Annotated in this window: 20 protein-coding genes and 2 tRNA genes; 2 read left to right on the plus strand and 20 right to left on the minus strand. The window is 56.7% G+C overall.

Annotation, left to right across the window (positions count from 1 at the left end; genetic code table 11):
• Positions 1 to 49 precede the first annotated feature (49 nt).
• The 17 genes from AC2FLG_RS06265 to AC2FLG_RS06345 form a co-directional block, all read right to left on the minus strand.
• On the minus strand, positions 50 to 1,258 hold the full coding sequence (locus AC2FLG_RS06265) for a tyrosine-type recombinase/integrase (protein WP_496705479.1): 1,209 nt from the start codon (positions 1,256 to 1,258) through the stop codon (positions 50 to 52).
• 151 nt (positions 1,259 to 1,409) lie between these two features.
• Positions 1,410 to 1,484: transfer RNA gene (locus tag AC2FLG_RS06270), tRNA-Phe, on the minus strand.
• Between the two features lie 79 nt (positions 1,485 to 1,563).
• Positions 1,564 to 1,746: a DNA gyrase inhibitor YacG gene (locus AC2FLG_RS06275; RefSeq protein ID WP_281995647.1), complete on the minus strand. Its 183-nt coding sequence runs from the start codon at positions 1,744 to 1,746 to the stop codon at positions 1,564 to 1,566.
• On the minus strand, positions 1,743 to 2,765 hold the full coding sequence (locus AC2FLG_RS06280) for a ribonuclease E/G (protein ID WP_496705480.1): 1,023 nt from the start codon (positions 2,763 to 2,765) through the stop codon (positions 1,743 to 1,745). Before AC2FLG_RS06280 ends, AC2FLG_RS06275 begins: the two co-directional genes overlap by 4 nt.
• Positions 2,762 to 3,340, minus strand: a complete 579-nt coding sequence (locus AC2FLG_RS06285; RefSeq protein ID WP_496692242.1) for a Maf family protein — start codon at positions 3,338 to 3,340, stop codon at positions 2,762 to 2,764. Before AC2FLG_RS06285 ends, AC2FLG_RS06280 begins: the two co-directional genes overlap by 4 nt.
• 10 nt (positions 3,341 to 3,350) lie before the next feature.
• Complete coding sequence (gene infA, locus AC2FLG_RS06290; protein WP_005978431.1) at positions 3,351 to 3,569, minus strand: translation initiation factor IF-1; 219 nt, start codon at positions 3,567 to 3,569, stop codon at positions 3,351 to 3,353.
• A gap of 91 nt (positions 3,570 to 3,660) precedes the next feature.
• A complete protein-coding gene (locus AC2FLG_RS06295; RefSeq protein WP_281973619.1) occupies positions 3,661 to 4,536 on the minus strand; it encodes a carbon-nitrogen hydrolase family protein in 876 nt (291 codons plus the stop codon).
• A 367-nt stretch (positions 4,537 to 4,903) separates the two neighbouring features.
• Complete coding sequence (locus AC2FLG_RS06300) at positions 4,904 to 5,503, minus strand: GNAT family N-acetyltransferase (protein WP_496705482.1); 600 nt, start codon at positions 5,501 to 5,503, stop codon at positions 4,904 to 4,906.
• Complete coding sequence (locus AC2FLG_RS06305) at positions 5,496 to 5,894, minus strand: ketosteroid isomerase-related protein (RefSeq protein ID WP_496701175.1); 399 nt, start codon at positions 5,892 to 5,894, stop codon at positions 5,496 to 5,498. The genes AC2FLG_RS06300 and AC2FLG_RS06305 overlap by 8 nt, the downstream gene beginning before the upstream one ends.
• A gap of 2 nt (positions 5,895 to 5,896) precedes the next feature.
• Positions 5,897 to 6,349, minus strand: a complete 453-nt coding sequence (locus tag AC2FLG_RS06310) for an arsenate-mycothiol transferase ArsC (RefSeq protein ID WP_142639018.1) — start codon at positions 6,347 to 6,349, stop codon at positions 5,897 to 5,899.
• Positions 6,350 to 6,352: 3 nt separating this feature from the next.
• The gene (locus AC2FLG_RS06315) at positions 6,353 to 6,832 is read right to left on the minus strand and encodes a UPF0262 family protein (RefSeq protein WP_142639020.1); all 480 of its coding nucleotides are present in this window, start codon (positions 6,830 to 6,832) and stop codon (positions 6,353 to 6,355) included.
• An 86-nt stretch (positions 6,833 to 6,918) separates the two neighbouring features.
• Positions 6,919 to 7,716, minus strand: coding sequence for a hypothetical protein (locus AC2FLG_RS06320; protein WP_496692237.1), 798 nt, complete (start codon positions 7,714 to 7,716; stop codon positions 6,919 to 6,921).
• 120 nt (positions 7,717 to 7,836) lie between these two features.
• Entirely contained in the window at positions 7,837 to 9,138 is a 1,302-nt protein-coding gene (hisD, locus tag AC2FLG_RS06325) for a histidinol dehydrogenase (protein ID WP_496705485.1), read from the minus strand.
• Between the two features lie 60 nt (positions 9,139 to 9,198).
• The gene (locus tag AC2FLG_RS06330) at positions 9,199 to 9,720 is read right to left on the minus strand and encodes a GNAT family N-acetyltransferase (protein WP_496705486.1); all 522 of its coding nucleotides are present in this window, start codon (positions 9,718 to 9,720) and stop codon (positions 9,199 to 9,201) included.
• On the minus strand, positions 9,710 to 10,186 hold the full coding sequence (locus AC2FLG_RS06335; protein WP_496705487.1) for a DUF2948 family protein: 477 nt from the start codon (positions 10,184 to 10,186) through the stop codon (positions 9,710 to 9,712). Before AC2FLG_RS06335 ends, AC2FLG_RS06330 begins: the two co-directional genes overlap by 11 nt.
• Complete coding sequence (gene murA, locus AC2FLG_RS06340; RefSeq protein ID WP_271952449.1) at positions 10,183 to 11,451, minus strand: UDP-N-acetylglucosamine 1-carboxyvinyltransferase; 1,269 nt, start codon at positions 11,449 to 11,451, stop codon at positions 10,183 to 10,185. Before murA ends, AC2FLG_RS06335 begins: the two co-directional genes overlap by 4 nt.
• Before the next feature lie 6 nt (positions 11,452 to 11,457).
• A complete protein-coding gene (locus AC2FLG_RS06345; protein WP_496696796.1) occupies positions 11,458 to 11,613 on the minus strand; it encodes a hypothetical protein in 156 nt (51 codons plus the stop codon).
• An 83-nt stretch (positions 11,614 to 11,696) separates the two neighbouring features.
• Between AC2FLG_RS06345 and AC2FLG_RS06350 the strand changes: the two genes are divergently transcribed.
• Both AC2FLG_RS06350 and AC2FLG_RS06355 read left to right on the plus strand, forming a co-directional pair.
• A tRNA-Thr gene (locus AC2FLG_RS06350) sits at positions 11,697 to 11,771 on the plus strand.
• Positions 11,772 to 12,417: 646 nt separating this feature from the next.
• Positions 12,418 to 13,386 carry an NAD(P)-dependent oxidoreductase gene (locus AC2FLG_RS06355; RefSeq protein WP_496701181.1) on the plus strand — a complete coding sequence of 323 codons (969 nt, stop codon included), beginning with the start codon at positions 12,418 to 12,420 and terminating at the stop codon, positions 13,384 to 13,386.
• A 302-nt stretch (positions 13,387 to 13,688) separates the two neighbouring features.
• On the opposite strand, the gene AC2FLG_RS06360 is transcribed toward AC2FLG_RS06355, so the two are convergent.
• Genes AC2FLG_RS06360 through AC2FLG_RS06370 form a run of 3 tightly spaced genes read right to left on the minus strand, consistent with a single transcriptional unit; the run spans position 13,689 to position 19,145 of the window.
• The gene (locus tag AC2FLG_RS06360; protein ID WP_496705488.1) at positions 13,689 to 15,425 is read right to left on the minus strand and encodes a Mur ligase family protein; all 1,737 of its coding nucleotides are present in this window, start codon (positions 15,423 to 15,425) and stop codon (positions 13,689 to 13,691) included.
• A 14-nt stretch (positions 15,426 to 15,439) separates the two neighbouring features.
• Positions 15,440 to 18,235 carry a cyanophycin synthetase gene (cphA, locus tag AC2FLG_RS06365; protein WP_496705490.1) on the minus strand — a complete coding sequence of 932 codons (2,796 nt, stop codon included), beginning with the start codon at positions 18,233 to 18,235 and terminating at the stop codon, positions 15,440 to 15,442.
• 22 nt (positions 18,236 to 18,257) lie between these two features.
• On the minus strand, positions 18,258 to 19,145 hold the full coding sequence (locus AC2FLG_RS06370) for a cyanophycinase (protein WP_142637921.1): 888 nt from the start codon (positions 19,143 to 19,145) through the stop codon (positions 18,258 to 18,260).
• Positions 19,146 to 19,161 lie beyond the last annotated feature (16 nt).

Consider the following 19,161-nt stretch of genomic DNA (forward strand, 5'->3'; position numbering starts at 1 on the left):
AGCTCTGACTCCTCTTCTATTAAGTTGAAAAGTTTGTGGAACTGCTCGGTTATGTGTTAAAAGAAGCGCGTGCGGCAAGTTGCAGCTCATCAAGCTTATCTGCCCACCATTGTTCCATTCTCACTCGTTCTTCCCAGAAATCGCCTCGCAAATAGGCACGACGGGTCTTGTTCTCTTCTTCGTGCGAAAGCGCCCGTTCGACCGCATCAAAACTCCACAAACCACTTTCGCTTGCCATTGTCATAAAGGTGGAACGAAAGCCGTGTGAAGTCACCTCTTCACTTGAAAACCCCATTGTTCGCAGCGCTTTGTTAAATGTGTTGGGACTTAGCGGTTTTCTCCAGTCGGCCACTCCAGGTAACACGTATCCATCCGGTTTTGATAACGGCGCGAGGCGCTCTAGAATTTCAAGAGCTTGCCTTGGTAACGGGACACGATGATCTCGCCTCATTTTCATACGGTCTTTGGGAATGGTCCAAATCGCAGCCTCAAGATCGAACTCGTTCCATTTTGACCTGCGCAATTCACCAGGGCGAAGGTGGACGATTGCAAGCAACCGCGCTCCCAGTGCCGTTTGGATGTGACCACCATATGTATCAATTGCATTGAGCAAATCACCCATCCTCATAGGGTCAAGGATGGCTGCTCGATGAACCACCTGTTTTTTTTGGAGCGCGCCGCGAAGAGCGTAGGTAGGGTCATCGACATCGACACCGGTGGCAATAGCGTAGCGACACACCTCGCCTATCACAGATAGCACTCGACCAGCCGTTTCTCGTTTGCCTGAATCTTCAATCGGCTTCACCGTCGCGAAGACATCAGCTGGACGCAATGTCTTGAGAGCCCGATGCCCAATTCCATCATTCGCTTGTTGGATCAGCCACGCTTTCTTCTTCAGTGTTTGAACCGCCTTGCCCTCGCGGCGGTTCTTCTCCAAGAGCTCTGCTGCGAACACAGAAAAAGTGTCTTCCTCCGCCAGAAAAACAGCGCGTTTCTGCATTTGTTTCCGAACACTTGGATCTTGCCCATCAAGAAGTAACCTTTTGTCTCGGTCACGTTTCTCGCGCGCCTCTTTCAAAGAGATGAGAGGATATGGACCATAAGACATAGTCTTTTCACGACCCTTAAACCTGTACTTCAATCTCCAAAGCTTTGAGCCACTGGATTGAACTGAGATGTAGAGCCCACCTTGGTCGGCAATCTTGTAGGTTTTGTTTTTTGGCTTCAGGTTCCGAATCTTTGTATCGCTAAGCGGCAAAATAACATCCTCACGAAAATACCCCCAATTATACCCCCACCAAAACTACCTTAAGCAGGATCTTACTGGACTGCATTGGATACAGCATCAGCGCTATACATTGATAAATCAATGCTTTTTGTTCGTTCTTGGATATCTCTGGATCTAAGAGTGGTGCCCGGGGGCGGAATCGAACCACCGACACGAGGATTTTCAATCCACTGCTCTACCCCTGAGCTACCCGGGCACGGATACGGCTTTTGCCGTTGGGTGGAGGCGTTCTATGACTTGCTACTGGCAGTGTCCAGAGGCTTTTTTACATTTTTTCAATGTGGGCGCGGCATCTCAGTTTCAGTTGAAGAAACATCCTGTTCAACGTCTTCTTCACGCTGCGAAGGAACCGCGTAAGACCCGTTCAGCCACTTGGCCAAATCAATGTCTGCACAGCGTTTCGAACAAAAAGGACGGAATTGAGACACCGTTGGTTCGTGACAGATCGGACAGCTCATTTCAGCACCTCCGCAAGGGAAATCCGGCCGCGTTTGCGTTGCAACTCATAGTGACCCAACGGGGTCCATCCTGCCAGAATCGTCTCGATCGGATCAGACTTGAATGCAGATCGCAAAGCGGCTTCGAAACCGCGCCGGTCTTTCTTGGGCATTGGAGCGAGGTCGAGCGTGATCTGCCCCCCCAACCCACGGACACGCAATGCACGTGGCAGTGCTTTTGCGCAGGCGAAATTGGCCTTGGTTCCGGCGGCCATCGAGGTGTCTGAACCCGTGTTTACATCTACGGCCACCAGGGCGCGGGTGGGCTGGATATAGATGTGTCCGCCCCCGGCCAATGGTTCTGATATTCCGCCCGCCTGATCCAATGCATCCAAGACACCATGCGCCTCAAAGGCGCCGGACTCGGTGACGACCTCGGCCGGGTCGGTCCAGTCGCGCCAGGCCAAAACATGCGGCCCATCACCTGCGAGCAGAACCTCAGGCTCGGTACCGGGATCGTTCATCACAGCATCGGCATGAGCCAGCATGACGCCGATATCTTCAGCAATCTCTTGGGCATTCTCGCCCTGACAGCAGGACCGCAGGATCAACCCATGTTCGCTGCCCGCCATCGCCTCATGTGCAATTTCCAGCAAGCGGTCGCGTTCATCCTCATCCCGGATACTGCGCGAGATATTCAGGCCAGGCGCATCCGGTGTGACAATCGCAAAGCGGCTTTTAAACAGCACGCGATCCGTCACCGGCAGCGCCTTTCCGGGTTCGACAAAACCGGTCACCTGGACCAGCTTGAGCTCTCCGGGGGCCAATCCTTTGACCTGTCGCAAAAAGGCCTGGCCGTCCGGCGTGGCCAGAAACATCCCACCCTGCCCCTTGACCGGGCGATCCGCCCGCGCCCGGTAGATAGTACCGGGGGCCGGGGCTTCGGAAGCAATCAGGAAATCGTCAAGCTTTCCGTCCACCATCAACGCCGCTGCCTCGCGGTTGTTGATGTGGTCTAAAACGATGGTACGCCCCTTCATAGTGCCTCGCGATACAAAGGATAGCCGATGCCCTGCAGCAAAGCGGCAGTCTCGGATAATGGTAGTCCCACGATGCCGGTAAATGAGCCGGAAATCCATGGGATGAACGCCCCTGCAGGCCCCTGGATTGCATATGCACCGGCTTTGCCTTGCCAGTCACCGGTTGCCAGATAGGCATTGATCTCAACATCCGACAGGCGCTTGACCTTGACCTGAGACACCACATCGCGTTGCGATATGCGGTCGCCGCGCCGAACCGCAACCGAGGTAATCACCCGGTGCCGCCGTCCAGACAGAGCGTGCAGAAACTCGGCCGCCTGACCTGCATCTTCAGGCTTTCCCAAGATGCGCCGACCCAGCGCGACCGTGGTGTCCGCACAAAGTGTGACATCATCGCTTTCGGCGGGAACAGCTTGCACCTTGGCGCGTGTGATCCGGTGGCAGTAGGGCACCGGCAGCTCACCTTTCAAAGGCGTTTCGTCAATGTCCGGGGCGCGGATGGCGTCGGGCTGCACACCAAGCTGCGCCAGCAGGTCCAGCCGCCTTGGACTGCCCGATCCGAGAATAAACGCCATGTGTCGGGCGTTACTTAAAGCGATAGTTGATCCGACCTTTGGTCAGATCGTAGGGGGTCATCTCGACTTGAACTTTGTCGCCAGCCAGAACACGGATGCGGTTTTTGCGCATCTTGCCTGCCGTATGTGCGATGATCTCATGGCCGTTTTCCAGCTCGACCCGAAACGTCGCATTAGGCAGGAGTTCCTTCACGACACCGGGAAATTCGAGCGTATCTTCCTTGGCCATGTTGTCTCCATAATTACGTTGCACCCGCAGAATCTACGGGGATGTGCGCCTAAATGAGCCTATTTGGGGCTTATTTCAAGGGCGTATTCACCTAAAGAGAGGATATTGTGACTGTTTCGACTCGACCGCACTGCTCGTCCCAATGGGCGCGGTTCAACACATGGCCATCCCGGCGCACATTGGCGATCGTTGTCAGGTCGACGTCGGCATAGGTCCAGCCAGGTTGGTTCAGCGCACCCTCTGCTAACACTCCGGTCGCGGGAAAACCCTTGTCAGGTGGACCAAAAATACCACCCGTTCCTGTATTCATATCTACCGCATCGGACCATTCGTTTTTGCCCACCAGAGACGCCATGACCGTAACACATTGGTTTTCCAGCGCACGCGACATAGCCCCGATGCGGACACGCCAGTACCCTGCCAACGCCTCGGTGCATGAGGGAACCAGGATTATATCCGCCTCACTTAGGGCTCTGCCCAGCAAGGGGAATTCACTGTCATAGCAGATCAGGATTCCGATTTTTCCAAGTGGGGTATCAAACAATTTTAGTGGTCCGCCCGGCGCGATATCCCAGTCTTCGCGTTCAAAGCGGGTCATGATCTGTTTGTCCTGATGGTCAAACGTCCCGTTCGGAGCGTAGAGCACAGCCCGGTTTACCGGACGGCCTGACCCGTCAATCACCGGAGCGGATGCGCCCAGGATGTAGGTCTCATGTTCTTGAGCCAGACGCGAATGCAGGGCCTGCACGTCCCCCATCCGATCTGAAACAGCACGGATCGAGCGTTCCAGATCACCCGCTACTTCGGCCCCGTCCAAAGTCGACAATTCCATCGCGCCATACTCGGGGAAAACGAGAAGATCTGCCCCCTGCCCTGCGGCATCCGAGACCCAGCGGGCCAGCTTATCTTCATACTGCGCCCAGTTTTCGAGCCAGTCGAGGTTATAGGCGGCGGTGGCAGCTTTCATGGAGTAACTTTCATTGCGCTGGTTTGGCGAACACTAGTTGAGGGCGCCCTGAAAAGTACAGGCACATATGTGTATATACCGGCCCAGCAAGGGATTGTGAGTTGGCATCTCAAGCCCGAAATGGCTAAATAAGATTAGGAGAGTTGCGATGCAAAACCGGGAAAGTTTCGAAAAGTTCTATTACACAAAGGTTGGCATGGGAGAAGCCTGCGGTTGCGCCGAACGGATTATCGACGTGTACGAATTCAACCGAACGGGTGGAGCGCTAACAAAATCAACTCCGAGACAGCAAAGGCGGAAACGCCGGTCAATCAGGGCTTGGGCCGTAAAATACGGCCTTCTTGGGCGCAAACGTCAGCCATAAAATCTAAGCCGTGATATCCCTGATCCAAAACTGCAACGGCTTCAGCGTCTCGCCTTCTTCGCCGATATCCCTCCACGAAAACTGCGCAACAGCGCCAGGCAACGGCTCATACTTCCGCGCGCACCAAAAAGCATCCAGCGGGCGGTAGGTATCAGGCCGCATCGGGTGATCGGTCGTGCGTTGCACACCGCAAAAGGCGCATTTGGTGAAGCCAAAGTTGCGCGCATGGGCTTCGCGCAGGTCAAAGAACCTATGCCCCACGCCCTGCCCGCGATAGTTGGGCAGCAAGACGGATTCGGCGCAGTAGAAGATCTGGGACAAGTCCAGCCCAGAGCCATCGAAGGCCGTCGCGAAATCGGCGGCATGGTCGACTAGCGGGGCGCCGGTCGATGCGCCGATCAGACGATCCCCGTCAAAGGCACCAACAACGATGGATCTGTCGCTGTCACGGTAGGATTGCAGATATTTCCGCTCGTATTCCAGATCGCCGTCATAAAGATACGGCCATGCCCGAAACACCTCGATCCGCAAGCGAGCGACGTCATCCAGAGCCGCCTCAAGCGCCGCCCCGGTCAAGGCGCGAACGCCTGTGACCTCAGCCATTCGAGACCTGCTTGGTCCAGTCGGCCAGGTTGTAAAAGGTGGTGACCCGCGTGATCTTGCCATCCTTCAGGTCAAAGAACGACCCGGCTGGTAGGCGGTAGGTCTGCCCGCGTGCTTTGGGCAGGCCTTCATCCGTCTCAAGATAGGTGCCGTTCACGATGAATTCAGCGGCGGCACGGGTACCGCCATCGGCCGCGAACACAACGATATCGGTGAGGTTCTCGCGATAGCAGCGGTTCATGTGGTCACAAAAAGCTGCGAATTTCTCTTTGCCCACTCGTATCTGGCCTTCGTTCACATGATGGGCCACGTCGTCGGACAAACAGGCCAGCATGCCGGTTACGTCCCCGGCGTTGAAGGCTTCGAAATAGGTTTTGACGGTTTCGTTCATGGTCACTCCGTTGGTTCACCCCAGCGGTCCTTCAGATGCTGAATGATCTGATCGCGGGTCTGTCGGTAGTGATGTAACTTTTCCTCGCGGCTTTCGCCCAGCCCGGTAGGGTCCATTATTGGCCAATAATCGACATCCAGATGAAAAACCCGCGTCAAATCCAGCGCACGGCGCTGGCTGGCCGGCGACAGCGCTACAATCAGATCGAACGAGCTGAGGTCGTCGCCCCATTCCTGCATTTCATCAAACGACCGGGACCGGTGACGTGAAAGCTCGACGTCGATTTCATGACAGACCGAAATGCAAAAGCCATCGATCTCAAGATCGTTGTGCACCCCGGCGGATTGCACATAGGTGCCGGTGCCATAAAACTTCTTCATGATGCCTTCGGCCATCGGAGATCGGACCGAATTGTGGTCGCAACAGAACAAGATGGACTGCGGCAGAGACGTCACCCGTCACCCCCCGAAATGCAATACGCAGATCAACGTAAACAGGCGACGGGCTGTGTCTGAATCAACTTCGGCCTTGCCTTCCAGACGTTCCTGCAACACCCGACTGCCTTCGTTGTGGATACCGCGCCGGGCCATGTCGATGGTTTCGATCTGGCTGGGCGGCAAAGTCTTTACGGCGTCGAAATAGCTTTCACAGATCTGGAAGTAGTCCTTGACCACCTGCCTGAATGGTCCAAGGGACAGATGGAACTCGGCCGCTTTTTCTTCGGCTTCGGTGGCAATGTCGAAGACCAAACGCTTGTCACGGATCGAGAGTTGCACATGATACGGCCCTTCCGGAACCACACGATCATCGCGTTTGGGCAGCGCGAAAGCGTTATCCTCAAGCAGATCATAGATTGCCACTTTGCGCTCCTGCTCGATCTCGGGTGTCGGCGGGGGCAAGTTTCTATCATCCAGTTCGATGTGCGAAATTCGGGTCATGGTCGTTTGGTCCGTTCAGGTCGGGACAGACTTATCCCAATGGAAATAAATGGGCAACGCAGTGACGGCCCGTCCAACGAAAATCGTCAAAGCGGGTGTTCGGACGGATCTATTCCGTGTTTGCGCAACAGCGTATCGACCAGTGAACCAGAGTTGATTTGGCGGCCAAGAAAGATCTTTCGGAACCAGGATCCAAAAAAATGGACAGACATCTGTTGGTCCCACTTCAGAAAATCCAGTTTGGAAAGGTCAGGATCATTCCAAAGGCCGCGGTATCGCAATGGGATAGGATAGAGGACCGACCTGTGCACAGCCATCTCATGCTCTGGTGTGCCATAAAGAAAATGAAACAGCATGGGCGGACCAAAGCTGAAAATTGGCAGGCTCCAATAGGTCGACCCGTTGAACATTTGGCTGTAGGTTTCCTTATGCTCTTGTGTCCACCATGGCGGCACCAGATCGCTGTCAAAAGCATATTTGCACATGGCTTGCAGCCCCGGACTGTCGCTGGGCAACGCAAGTACACCGTTCATGATCCGTTGTTTCTTGAGGTTCGCATTCGGAAAAAGATACCCGTTCTTTGTCTCAAATGGCCGGACCGCATAAGCATCCGCATCGGCCCAGATATAGTCGGTTTTTTGCATCAACTGCAGACGGAAAAGATCTGCATGAACGGCCACGGATCGGGTTATCGGATCGCGGTAGATCTCGGGAGTATCATAAATTTCGCGGGCATCGCGCGGCTCGATATAATCCGGAATGTCTTCAAGATCGCCATAGTGATAGACGATTGGCTTTTGGTCGACATCGGCGAAGGACTTCAGGCACAGATGTTCCAAAAAGCTAAAGCGCTTACCGATCCAGAGGGTCGCCACACGTTCCAAATCAACCTCCTTTAGATCCGGTCGCACATAAAGAGCGCCGCAATTTGCCCCTTGATTTCAAGCCCTATCGGGGAAAATCGGACGAGGTAATTGCATGTGTGACCCTCTGACCATAGGTGATCAACCGTTCAATCGTTTCAACCGTGCGGTCACGGACAGCCCGTGCGCCTCGAGGCTTTCCGACTGCGCAAGTTGCTCTGCCGCTGGCCCGATTGCCCGCAGGGCTTCGGGTGTCATCTGGCTGAGCGTCGTGCGTTTCAGGAAATCCATCACACTCAGACCGGAAGAAAAACGCGCCGACCGGGCGGTGGGTAGGACGTGATTAGGCCCACCAACATAATCCCCGATTGCCTCGGGTGTGTATTGACCAAGAAAGATTGCACCTGCGTGAATTGTCTTTTCGCTCAGAGCGACTGGATCTGCGACGCATAGCTCAAGGTGTTCCGGAGCAATTCGGTTCGACAGAGAGGCTGCCTCATCCAGACTGCCCACAGTGATCACCGCACCAAAATCGCGCCAACTGGCCCCGGCTATGGCCCGGCGTTGCAGGGTTTCAAGACGTTTTTCCACGGCTTGCGCTACGGCCCGTCCAAAATCGGCGCTATCCGTGATCAGAATGGATTGAGCACTTTCGTCATGTTCTGCCTGGCTGAGCAGGTCCAGCGCGATCCAATCCGGATCGTTATCCTTGTCGGCAATGACCAGAATCTCGGACGGGCCCGCAATCATGTCGATGCCGACCTTGCCAAAGACACGGCGCTTGGCCGCGGCGACAAAGGCGTTTCCGGGGCCTGTGATCTTGTCCACCGCCGCGATGGTATCTGTTCCATAGGCCAGTGCCGCAATCGCCTGCGCCCCGCCGATGCGATAGACCGTAGTCACGCCTGACAGGCGTGCGGCCAAAAGGACCAGAGGGTTCGCCTGACCGTCTGGGGTGGGCACGGCGATGGCCAGACGCTCGACCCCTGCGACATTGGCCGGGATCGCGTTCATCAGAACCGACGACGGATACGAGGCCAGCCCTCCCGGCACATACAGCCCCGCCGCAGACACTGCGGACCAGCGCCAGCCAAGGGTCGCCCCGGCCTCATCCGTCCAATGGTGATCGGCGGGCATCTGTTTCTCGTGATAGGCCCGGATGCGTTCGGCTGCCAGTTCGAGCGCCTGACGATCCGCGTCCGAGACCAGCGCAATGGCGGCGTCGATTTCCTCTGCCGAAAAAGCCAGCGTATCCGGTGTCAGCTCTAACCGGTCGAATTTGGCCGTCAGTTCGATTACCGCCTCATCCCCACGGACCCGCACATCGTCAATGATCTGCGCGACGATGGCATCCACATCCGGGCTGTCTTCGCGCTTGGCCGACAGCAGGGTCTGAAAAGCCGCGTCAAACTCGGGCGACGTGGTGTCTAGAAAAACGGGCATGATCTGGCACTCCGTAGCGTTTCACCGGGACATATCGCCGGGATGGGCTGTCCTCAACCCTCAGTCCACCGGGCGCAGCGATTTGCGCATGCCAAAACAGGATATGCTGTTGCGCTCAGAGCACCCCCCGGTGGGCTCCCAGCCGTGTCGGATATAAAAATCTCGAGCCGTCCGCGTTCCTTGAAGCAGCGCTTGAGAACATCCGGCAGCGATCAGTTGCTCTTCCAGTCGCATCAGTAATGCGCTTCCAACCCCATGACCAATATGAGCCGGGTCGATATAAAGCAGCGTAATTTCGCCGTCCTCTCGCAAGCCGCCAACAGCCGCAACCTGTCCCGTGCGTTCGGCCAACCAAATCTGCGATCCGGTCTTGATCCAGCTCCGGATCGTTTCCGGGTCCTTGTTGGCCGTCCATTCCGCAACGGCCTGTGGATCATCTCCATGATCCGCCCGGCACAGCTGCGTGATCGAACGGATCAGTACGCGGCTTAAATCAAAGACATCAAACACGGTCGCGCGGCGCAACATCAGACCAGCGGGTGGTTCTGAGAAGGCCTGCGCGATACCGCGCTTATTCTGCATGATGCGGCGCTTGCCCCGACGGCGCTTGATACGGGCGGGTCACATCCTTAAGCGTGACGTCTATGGCCTCGACCGACAGGCGGATCGCGCCATCACCGGCCAAAGTCAGCAAAATCTGACCCGCGCCATCCTCGCCGGGTTCAAAATCGACCGAGAGCAAGGACATCACCAAATCCTTCTCGCTGCGGTCGATCCCCTGGCTGGCCACCGTCAGAACCGAGTTGAAGACAAGCACCGACTGCACCCTCTCGAATGGGCGGCCCCGACGGGTGGCGGCATCCTTGTCCTCCCAGCGGAAACGGTTCAGCAACAGGCCAAAGCGGCGCTGCGACTGATGCCAGGTCATTTCGGATACGGGGAACACCGCATCCTGTGTCAAAGTCGAGATCACTTGAAGGTCATCCCCATCCTCTGCACCCAGATTCAGTGGAGCCTCACGCCCATCGTGGAAACTTGCGTCTGTCATTGGTCTTTGATCCGTTCAATTTTGGCGCCCACGCCTTCCAACTTGCGCACAACATGCTCATACCCACGATCCAGATGATAGACCCTGCTGACAGTTGTTTCACCTTCAGCAGCCAGCCCCGCCAGTATCAGCGAGACCGAAGCGCGCAGATCTGTCGCCATAACCGGTGCGCCCTTCAGACGTTCGACACCAGTCACGGTTGCCGTGCCACCGTGCACTTCGATATTCGCGCCCATCCGCACCAATTCGGGGGCGTGCATGAAACGGTTCTCGAAAATGCGTTCTTCAAGCACCGAGATACCTTCGGCCGTGCACATCAGCGCCATCATCTGGGCCTGCAGGTCGGTCGGAAAACCCGGGAACGGCTCGGTCACGACATCCACGGCTTTGACGCGCCCGTTCTTGCGGGCGACCAAAAGACCGTTTGCTGTTTCCGAGACATTCACGCCCGCCGCATCCAGTTTCCCGGCAAATGATTCCACCAGAGACATCCGCCCGCCCAACAGTTCGACTTCTCCACCACAGATCGCCGGCGCCAGCATATAGGTGCCCAGCTCGATCCGGTCAGTCACAACCTGATGGGTGGCACCATGTAACCGGTCTACGCCTTGAATTTCGATGGTCGGCGTGCCTTCACCAGAAATCTGGGCACCCATCTTCCGCAGACACTCGACCAAATCGACGATTTCAGGTTCGCGCGCCGCGTTCTTCAGAACCGTTGTGCCTTTGGCCAGCGTGGCCGCCATGACAATGTTCTCGGTCGCGCCCACGGATGCAAATCGCATCTCATGCACGGCACCTTTCAACCCGCCCACAGCTTTGGCATGCAGATACCCGTCCTTAAGCTCAATCTCAGCGCCCAGCGCCTCGAGCCCTTCGACGTGCAGATCCATCGGACGCGCGCCGATTGCACAGCCCCCGGGCAACGAGACGACCGCCTGCCCAAACCGCGCCAGCAAAGGACCCAGCACAAGGTTTGACGCGCGCATCTTTCGCACGATGTCATAGTCCGCCGTCTGACTGGTTAGGTCGTGGCTGGACATTGCGATCACCTGACCATCCTGCAATGACGACACCTCGGCCCCCAAGGACTGCAGCAAAGCCGTCATCGTCTTGATGTCGCTCAGCCGAGGCGCATTGGTCAGCGTCAGCGGTTCTTCGCTGAGCAAGGTCGCCGGCATCAGCGTCAGACACGCGTTTTTTGCCCCTGCAATCGGTATCTGACCTTTAAGCGGCCCGTTGCCTGTCACCAGAATCGAATCCATCTGCTCTTATCCCTCGTCTTTGTCGGCTTTGCCGTTCTGGGTTGCCCGCGCCTTAGCCTGCGCCTTACGCCGCGCCATATTCGCCTTGAGCGCTGCTTTCAGCCGCTCTTCGCGCACATCGCCGGATCTGCCATGTTTTTTAGGTGTATTTTTATCTGCCATAACCTTTCTCTACAGGAGGCGAAAAAAACCGTCCAGACACCCTTGCGCCGCGTTTCGTTTGAGTCTAATCACCCGCCCACAGCGCTGCTGTAGCTCAGAGGTAGAGCACTCCCTTGGTAAGGGAGAGGTCGAGAGTTCAATTCTCTCCAGCAGCACCATCTCATCTTTGCACCTCTGGTTTTCTTTGAAGCTCCGAAACGGGTGGGCAAATGACGTTGAGATATGCCTTGTTTCGACAATATCGCACTGGCTCCGCCGAAGCTGACCTACGTAGCCGACCATGTACAGCTAGGCTGCCGCAAGTTTTGTCCTGACCATCTCTCGCATATCCCTAATCCGGGGCAAACTGTCCACGCAGCCAAGCTTTGAACAGGTCGACATCGATATGCGAAACGTTCAAATGTCGGGCCGCTGCCTCGAAGCTGCGTAACCAACCATGGGTATTGGGTTTGATCTAATCTAGAGACAAATAATTTTTGTGGTAGATAGCCTGTTTTATCATTTTCACTTGCGGCTCAGGTCGCGATACAAGTTTTTGAATTGTCTCAAATCCGAACAGGGAATCTGGACTTGATCAAACCAGACGTCTCATCGACGAAAGTCAGGATTGCCGCATTCGTGGCCAATCCGGCGCTTGGCTTCGACTTCGTGGCAAACGCGGCCGGTCCTGGCGTTATTGCAGGTTCCAACGTCGTTCATCAGACAAAGGGGTCGGTGGCACCTTGTTCTCGGGAATCGCTTATCGACCGCTCACCTAGCGGATCTGTTTGTTTGGATTTTTCGTACACTCGGAAGGAATAGAAGATGAAAGTAGGGTTCATTGGACTTGGTAATGTCGGCGGAAAGCTTTCAGGCAGCCTGTTGCGGAACGGAATCGACCTGACGGTTCTTGATCTAAACCGCGACCTGATGGAAGCGGCGGCGGCCAAGGGTGCCAAGTTGGCAGAAAATGCCGCAGCATTGATGCGTGATTGCGATGTCGTCATCACCTGCCTACCCTCGCCTGCCGCATCGGACGCTGTCATGCAGGAGATGCTGCCAGAGGTGAAAGAAGGCAAGATCTGGCTGGAGATGTCTACCACTGACCAAGCCGAAGCCGAACGCCTTGGCGGTATCGTCATCGCCGCCGGTGGTGCCGCAGTCGATTGCCCGGTATCTGGCGGTTGCCACCGCGCCGACACTGGTAATATCTCGATCTTTGCGGGCTGTGACCGCTCAACGTTCGAGCGAGTTCTGCCGTTGCTGAAGACAATGGGACGGCGTATCCTGCATACCGGTGAGCTTGGCAGCGCCTCGATGCTCAAGGTACTTACCAATTATCTGGCCACCGTCCATCTGGTCGCCAATGCCGAAGCGTTGGTGACGGCGAAGGCTGCAGGTATGGACCTGAACACAGCCTACGAGGCGATCAAAATTTCGTCCGGTAACAGCTTTTCCCATGTTACCGAAAGCCAGGTAATCCTGAACGGTTCGCGCGATATCTCATTCACCATGGATCTGGTGAAAAAAGATGTGGGCCTGTTCCAAAGTATTGCCGAACGAAACAATGTGCCGCTGGAAGTCTCACCCTTGATTTGCCAGATTTTTGACGACGGCATTGCACGCTATGGCGATCGCGAGCTATCGCCCAACATTATCCGCCGGTTAGAGGACGCCACCGGTCTTTCCATCCTTGCCCCCGGCTTCCCTGCGGAAATGGCGGATGACGAACCAGAAGAGCCTGGATACGAGGTGATCCCGCAGGGTTCGTCGCGCGTCTCTGCCGGCAGCTAGAGCCCGTTTCGGCAGCCACGAGCAAGTTGAGGGCAGGCATCATACCTGCCCCGACGGCCAATGCTCAGAGGCTCAATGCCCTTTGAACGGCGTCGCACCAGCTTACTCGGCCTCGAATTGCGGGACAGTATGATGCAATGCGCAAAACAAAAAATCCGAGGATGAGGCGGATATACGATAAGGACGAAGGTCCGACAGGGCCGTATTGACACTGGGTGAGGGCGTCGGATGTGGACTGCCGACCGCCCAAAAACTCATTTCCTAACACGCCCTCTCTGTGATCCCGACACGCGCCTCTGTTCTTACCCGTCGAGCATAGCGAGAACAGCGTCACGATCGGACAGAACCAGCAGCAAAGCGATATCATCCGGTTGTAGCTTTTCAAGTATCATTGATACGGCTTGTGTGGGCGAAGCGGCTCTGAGTATTTGTTCTGCACCATACCCATGTTCCAACGCTGTCCTTTCGATCAGATCAGAAACTTCCCCCGACTCGCGGCCTCTTAGATACCCTTCCAACTCGGTTGCGACGACCACGTCGGGTTGGAAATTCAGCGCTGTCGCGGTTACGTCCCGGATATCCTGATCCGATCTGTCCCCCGCATGGCTGAGCATGATGAAACGCCGTTTTGCTGGCAAGCTCAACAGTGCATCACAAACGGCGGAAATCGAATGCGGGTTATGTGCAAAATCCACAAAGACCCGTGCCCCGTTGTATCGGAACTCGTTGCAACGGCCTGGATTATCCTTGGCGTCTGGTTTGAACCCGGCCAACCCATCCCGAGCCGCCTGAACGGGCAAATCCAGCGCCAAAGCCAGGCACAAGGCCGCCAGCGCGTTCAGGATATTGTACTTCGCTGCGCCGCCCATGGTCAGGGGGACATCGGAAACTGCGATCGCCACCTGTTCCGCTGTGCCGTCGAAAAAGACGATATCTCCCTGCCGTATATAGGCGCAGCACCTGTCTGAATCGCGCGCCTGGCGGATCAGGTCGTTCTGCGCGTCCAGCGAAAACCACCAGATATTCGCCGAGGTATTCTCCGCCTCGGCACGGACAAAGTCGTCATCGGCATTCAGGGCCAGCACGCCCCCTTCGGCCAATGTTCGATGTACGGCGAATTTGGCCTGGGCCAGTTCCGGAACCGTGTTGACCCCGTATTGGCCCAGATGGTCGTTGGCTACATTGGTGACAGCCGCCGCCGTGGCGGCGCGGGTCGGCAGACCCCGGCGCAGGATGCCCCCACGGGCGACTTCAAGACAGGCAACCTCCAGCCTTTTATCGCGCAGCAACATCCGCCCGCCGCCGGGGCCCGAGTAATCGCCACGGTCCAGTATATCATCGCCCACGCGGACAAACTCGGTCGAGGTTAGCCCAGCGACCTTGCCCGAAGCGCGTGCGATAGCCTCAAGCAGCCGGGTCGTAGTGGTCTTGCCGTTGGTTCCGGTGATGAACGCGACCGGGATATCATGCAGCGCAGACCAGTCCACCTCACCCGGGGTGGGCAGCCCATCAACAGGCCAAGTCTGACTGCCTGTACCATGCCCGATCGACACCTCGTCATCATCGCAAAGGATATCCACGCCATGCGCCTCAGCCGCGGCGATCAAGGCGATCAGTGCGGGATTGGCTTCCATTTCCATGACGCCTTTGACATCCGCAATCATCTCATCGAAATCTCCGGGCTCGGATGCCAGCAGTTCCGCAGCACAGAAATGCCAGGCGGTTTGCGCTGCGAATATCCCGGAATAGAGTTGATCCATCGGTGCCGAGATCGCCAGATTGACGCCGCCCGTAAAGGTACGGTGGATCAGACCCTGTCCCTGCCAGCCCAGCGCGTCCAGAACCCGGCGCGCATGCTTCTCCCACAAGTCGGTGATCTGCGTCGCGTCGATATCAGTGAAGAAAACATCCATCACAGCGCCGGGTCGGTTCCATAGCAGGCCCGGCCCGGTCAGACGCCGGGCGTCATCCACCTGAATATAGTCAACGGTCGCGCTTTCTATTGTCAGCGCGGTCTCAAGCTCTTCGATCCGGTCCATTCCGGTGCCTCCGCTCAATCCGCGTCTTCGCTGATTTCACGGGCAAGACGCACGCCACGCTCATCCCGGATCAGGTTCTGGTCGCCTTCGAACATATCTTCGAACGAGGTTTCTGCGGGGGCTGCCACAGGTGCGACCTCGGGTTCTTCGCCATCAGAATTGAAATAGATGATCTGTTTCCAGCAGCGCGTTGTGTCATCACCAAAGATCACCAAGAGATCGCCCTGTCCGGCCTGCTCCAACGCGGCACTGACCGCTTCGACCTCGTCGGGGATGACCGTGATGGCTGCGGCATCCACGCCGTTGTCGATCAGGGCTTGACGCATCATCTGCGGCACCTCGTCATGCCCGCGTCCGCGACGGCGGTCATCTGCCTTGCAGATGAAATGATCAAAATGTCCGGCTAGGGCGGCGGCCCCATCGACAATATCTTCGTCGCGCCGGTCGCCAGGCATCGCTACAACGCACAGCCTGCGGCCCTTGATCTCTAACTGATCGGCCAGCGCCGCCATCGCTTTCAGCGCGGCGGGGTTATGGCCATAATCGAGGATCACCTTGAAGGGATGTTCGTCATAGACATTCATCCGTCCAGGTGCCTGAAAATAGCTGGTGTCGAAGGTGCGCAGCCCATGACGGATATTATCTAGGTCCACGCCGAAACTATAGGCCATCGCGGCGGCGAACATCGCATTCTGGACGTTGAAAATTGCCTTGCCTTCCAACGTCGCCGGGATCAGATGCGACCACAGAACCGGGATATGAAGCCCGTTGTCATAGATGGTCAGCATGTCACCATTCATGCCTTTTTCAAGCACGATAGCCTTGCCGCCGGCCTTGATATGTTCCTTGACCAGACTGTGCGCTGGATTGGTCGTGACATAGAAAATCTGATCCGCTTGAGCGTAGTCGGCCATTTTCAGACAGTTGATGTCATCGGCATTCAGCACTGCAGTATCCACAGCGCTTTCAACCACCACGCGCTTGACAACGGCCAGCTCCTCGACCGTGTTTATGCCGCCAAGACCCAGATGATCGGCCGAGACATTCAGACACGCCGCCACGTTCGACCGCTGATAGCCCAGACCGGACCGCACAAGCCCGCCGCGTGCGGTTTCCATCACCGCAAAATCGACCGCCGGATCACGCAGGACGATCTGTGCGGATTTCGGTCCCGTCATGTCGCCCTTGACGCTTAGTTTACCGTCCACATAGACGCCATCGGTCGAGGTCATCCCAACGGTCTTGCCGCTGGTTTTCATGATGTGACCCAGCATCCGCGAGGTCGTTGTCTTGCCGTTGGTGCCTGTGATCGCCGCAATCGGGATGCGGGTTTCCTCATTGGCGGGGAACAGCATGTCGATCACCCTGCCCGCCACGTCGCGGGGCTGACCTTCGGACGGCGCCACGTGCATCCGAAAGCCCGGGGCGGCGTTCACCTCGACGATAGCACCGCCAATATCCTTGTAGGATTTGGTGATGTCGTCGATCAGAAAATCCACACCTCCCACATCCAATCCAACCGCCATGATGGCGCGTTCGGCCATGTCACGATTGTCAGGATGCACCACATCCGTCAGATCAATTGCTGTCCCCCCCGTCGACAGATTTGCCGTTGAACGGAGATAGAAGATCTCGCCTTCCGGCAGCACGGTTTCTTCGGTCACGCCCGCATTCTCCATCAGGCGTTTGGCCTGATTGTCGATTTCCAACATGGTCAGCACTTTCTCGTGTCCGATGCCACGGCGCGGATCCTGGTTCACGATGTCAACCAGTTCGGCAATCGTGTGTGTGCCGTCGCCAACGACATGTCCGGGGACACGCTTGGCCACCGCAACCAGTTTGTTGTTCACAACCAGCATTCGGTGGTCAAAACCGGTGATGAAGCTCTCCACCAGAATGGCCCTGCTGCGAGAATGTTCCTTGGCTTCGGCAAAACCGGCCTCGACCTCGGACTCTGAATTCAGATTGATCGAAACACCGCGCCCATGATTGGCGTCGAGCGGCTTGACTACGACAGGAAATCCAATACGTCCCGCTGCTTTTGCCGCCTCGCGCGCCGAATAGACCATGCGCTGCTGTGGTACCGGCAGGCCCAGATCGTTCAGCAGATTGTGGGTATCTTCCTTGTCGCAGGAAATCTCGACCGAGATATGTTTGGTCTCAGAAGTGATGGTAGCCTGGATGCGTTTCTGATACTTCCCGTGTCCGAACTGCACCAGCGAGCCAGAGTTCAGCCTGATCCACGGAATGTCCCGCTCTTGTGCCGCCTTGACCAACGAGCCGGTCGAGGGGCCAAATTCTTTGCGCTGCGCCCGCAGCACAAAGCTGCGTAACTCGTCATCCCAGTTGAAATCCGGATCAAAGTCGTAATCCACTTGGTCCTTGAGGGAGTGTGGCAACAGATGCATTAGCAGACGCATCGCCAGCTTGCCCGCATCCAGTCCGACATCGCGCTGGCGGTATTCATAGACCATGTTGTACTGGCCGGGTTCGCCAGTGCCGCGCGTTCGGCCAAAAGTCACATCCGTACCAGCTACGTTCTGCACCTCGATAGCGCAATGTTCCAGCACATGACCCAGCCAGGTGCCTTCATCTTCGCGCAGGCGGCGGATGAACCCGCCGGGTTCGCGATAGGAACAGCCATGTTCTGCCAAACCGGGAAGTGCAGCGACCAGTGCGTCGATAAATACCGAACCAATTTTTGCCGAAGGCCATTCTTCCAGAATACCCAGATCGATAACGTGGCGAATAACCGGAAAACTTGCCCAAACATTCGGGCCGACAAAGACGTTGGTCGAAATTACTTTCATGAGGCACCCTGTTGGTTAGTTTTTATTTTCCCCCGCCGGCGCCCTCGTCCCCGGACAGGTCCGGCAATGTACAGAACGCCATATGCTCATCCGGCGGAAACGCCTGGCGAGCCGTCAGATCATAACGGCACCCTTCGCCCAGAACGTCAAGCCGAAGTCCCAGAAGGCTCAACGCCTCTCCGCGGCGGGCATCCCACATCGATGAATGCGTCAGATGGCTGGCATCCACCACAGTGACCGTTCCGCTGCCCACTACCTCAAGGACGTTATCGGGCCCAATGAAGGCCGCCGTGTCTTCGTCAACGCCCAACCCGATCAGGAAAGGGTTGAAAGATGAGGCAGTTAACAGGCGCCCCAGGCGGTTACGCTGCGTGAAATGCTGGTCAATGATGACTGCATTGGTCAAACCCATGCCCGGGGCCAGAGTGATATTGCCTTCGGCTGGGGCGGAATTGCTGCTGCCGCCTGCAACCATATGCTCGGACATGACCGACGCCCCGGCTGAGGTTCCCGCAATCGGTATCCCCGCCGCATTCCGGCGCCGGATTTTTTGAGCAACAAGCGTGCCACCCAGAATCGCCGACAAGCGCAGCTGGTTCCCGCCGGTCATGAATATCCCGGTGGCGCGGTCCAACATCTCGGCATAGTCGGGATTGTCGCAATCGGCGCGACGCGAGATGGGCAGGAACTCAACCTGACCCGCTCCAAGCTCAGAGAAAATGCGGTTATAATCCGGCCCTGTTTCTTCCAGCATCGAGGCTGTCGGGATCACGACAATATCGGCATCGCCGCCGCCGGACAGCTCCACGAATTTGCGGTGAATCTGCATTTCCTTGACGCGGTCTTCGCCACCGCCGATCGGGATGATGAACCCGCGCGGGGTCTCTGCATCAATGGGTGCAGGGCACATATCTTAACTACCTTCC

The organism is Ruegeria sp. CDSA193 (assembly GCF_059611885.1).

Coding starts and splice junctions, on each gene's coding strand:
- AC2FLG_RS06360 (WP_496705488.1), bottom strand. CDS start 15,425: ATGGACCGGATCGAAGAGCTTGAGACCGCGCTGACAATAGAAAGCGCG.
- AC2FLG_RS06335 (WP_496705487.1), bottom strand. CDS start 10,186: ATGACAGACGCAAGTTTCCACGATGGGCGTGAGGCTCCACTGAATCTG.
- AC2FLG_RS06345 (WP_496696796.1), bottom strand. CDS start 11,613: ATGGCAGATAAAAATACACCTAAAAAACATGGCAGATCCGGCGATGTG.
- AC2FLG_RS06330 (WP_496705486.1), bottom strand. CDS start 9,720: ATGCAGAATAAGCGCGGTATCGCGCAGGCCTTCTCAGAACCACCCGCT.
- AC2FLG_RS06300 (WP_496705482.1), bottom strand. CDS start 5,503: ATGGCTGAGGTCACAGGCGTTCGCGCCTTGACCGGGGCGGCGCTTGAG.
- cphA (WP_496705490.1), bottom strand. CDS start 18,235: ATGAAAGTAATTTCGACCAACGTCTTTGTCGGCCCGAATGTTTGGGCA.
- murA (WP_271952449.1), bottom strand. CDS start 11,451: ATGGATTCGATTCTGGTGACAGGCAACGGGCCGCTTAAAGGTCAGATA.
- AC2FLG_RS06295 (WP_281973619.1), bottom strand. CDS start 4,536: ATGAAAGCTGCCACCGCCGCCTATAACCTCGACTGGCTCGAAAACTGG.
- AC2FLG_RS06280 (WP_496705480.1), bottom strand. CDS start 2,765: ATGAAGGGGCGTACCATCGTTTTAGACCACATCAACAACCGCGAGGCA.
- AC2FLG_RS06275 (WP_281995647.1), bottom strand. CDS start 1,746: ATGAGCTGTCCGATCTGTCACGAACCAACGGTGTCTCAATTCCGTCCT.
- AC2FLG_RS06305 (WP_496701175.1), bottom strand. CDS start 5,894: ATGAACGAAACCGTCAAAACCTATTTCGAAGCCTTCAACGCCGGGGAC.
- AC2FLG_RS06370 (WP_142637921.1), bottom strand. CDS start 19,145: ATGTGCCCTGCACCCATTGATGCAGAGACCCCGCGCGGGTTCATCATC.
- infA (WP_005978431.1), bottom strand. CDS start 3,569: ATGGCCAAGGAAGATACGCTCGAATTTCCCGGTGTCGTGAAGGAACTC.
- AC2FLG_RS06285 (WP_496692242.1), bottom strand. CDS start 3,340: ATGGCGTTTATTCTCGGATCGGGCAGTCCAAGGCGGCTGGACCTGCTG.
- hisD (WP_496705485.1), bottom strand. CDS start 9,138: ATGCCCGTTTTTCTAGACACCACGTCGCCCGAGTTTGACGCGGCTTTT.
- AC2FLG_RS06315 (WP_142639020.1), bottom strand. CDS start 6,832: ATGACCCGAATTTCGCACATCGAACTGGATGATAGAAACTTGCCCCCG.
- AC2FLG_RS06355 (WP_496701181.1), top strand. CDS start 12,418: ATGAAAGTAGGGTTCATTGGACTTGGTAATGTCGGCGGAAAGCTTTCA.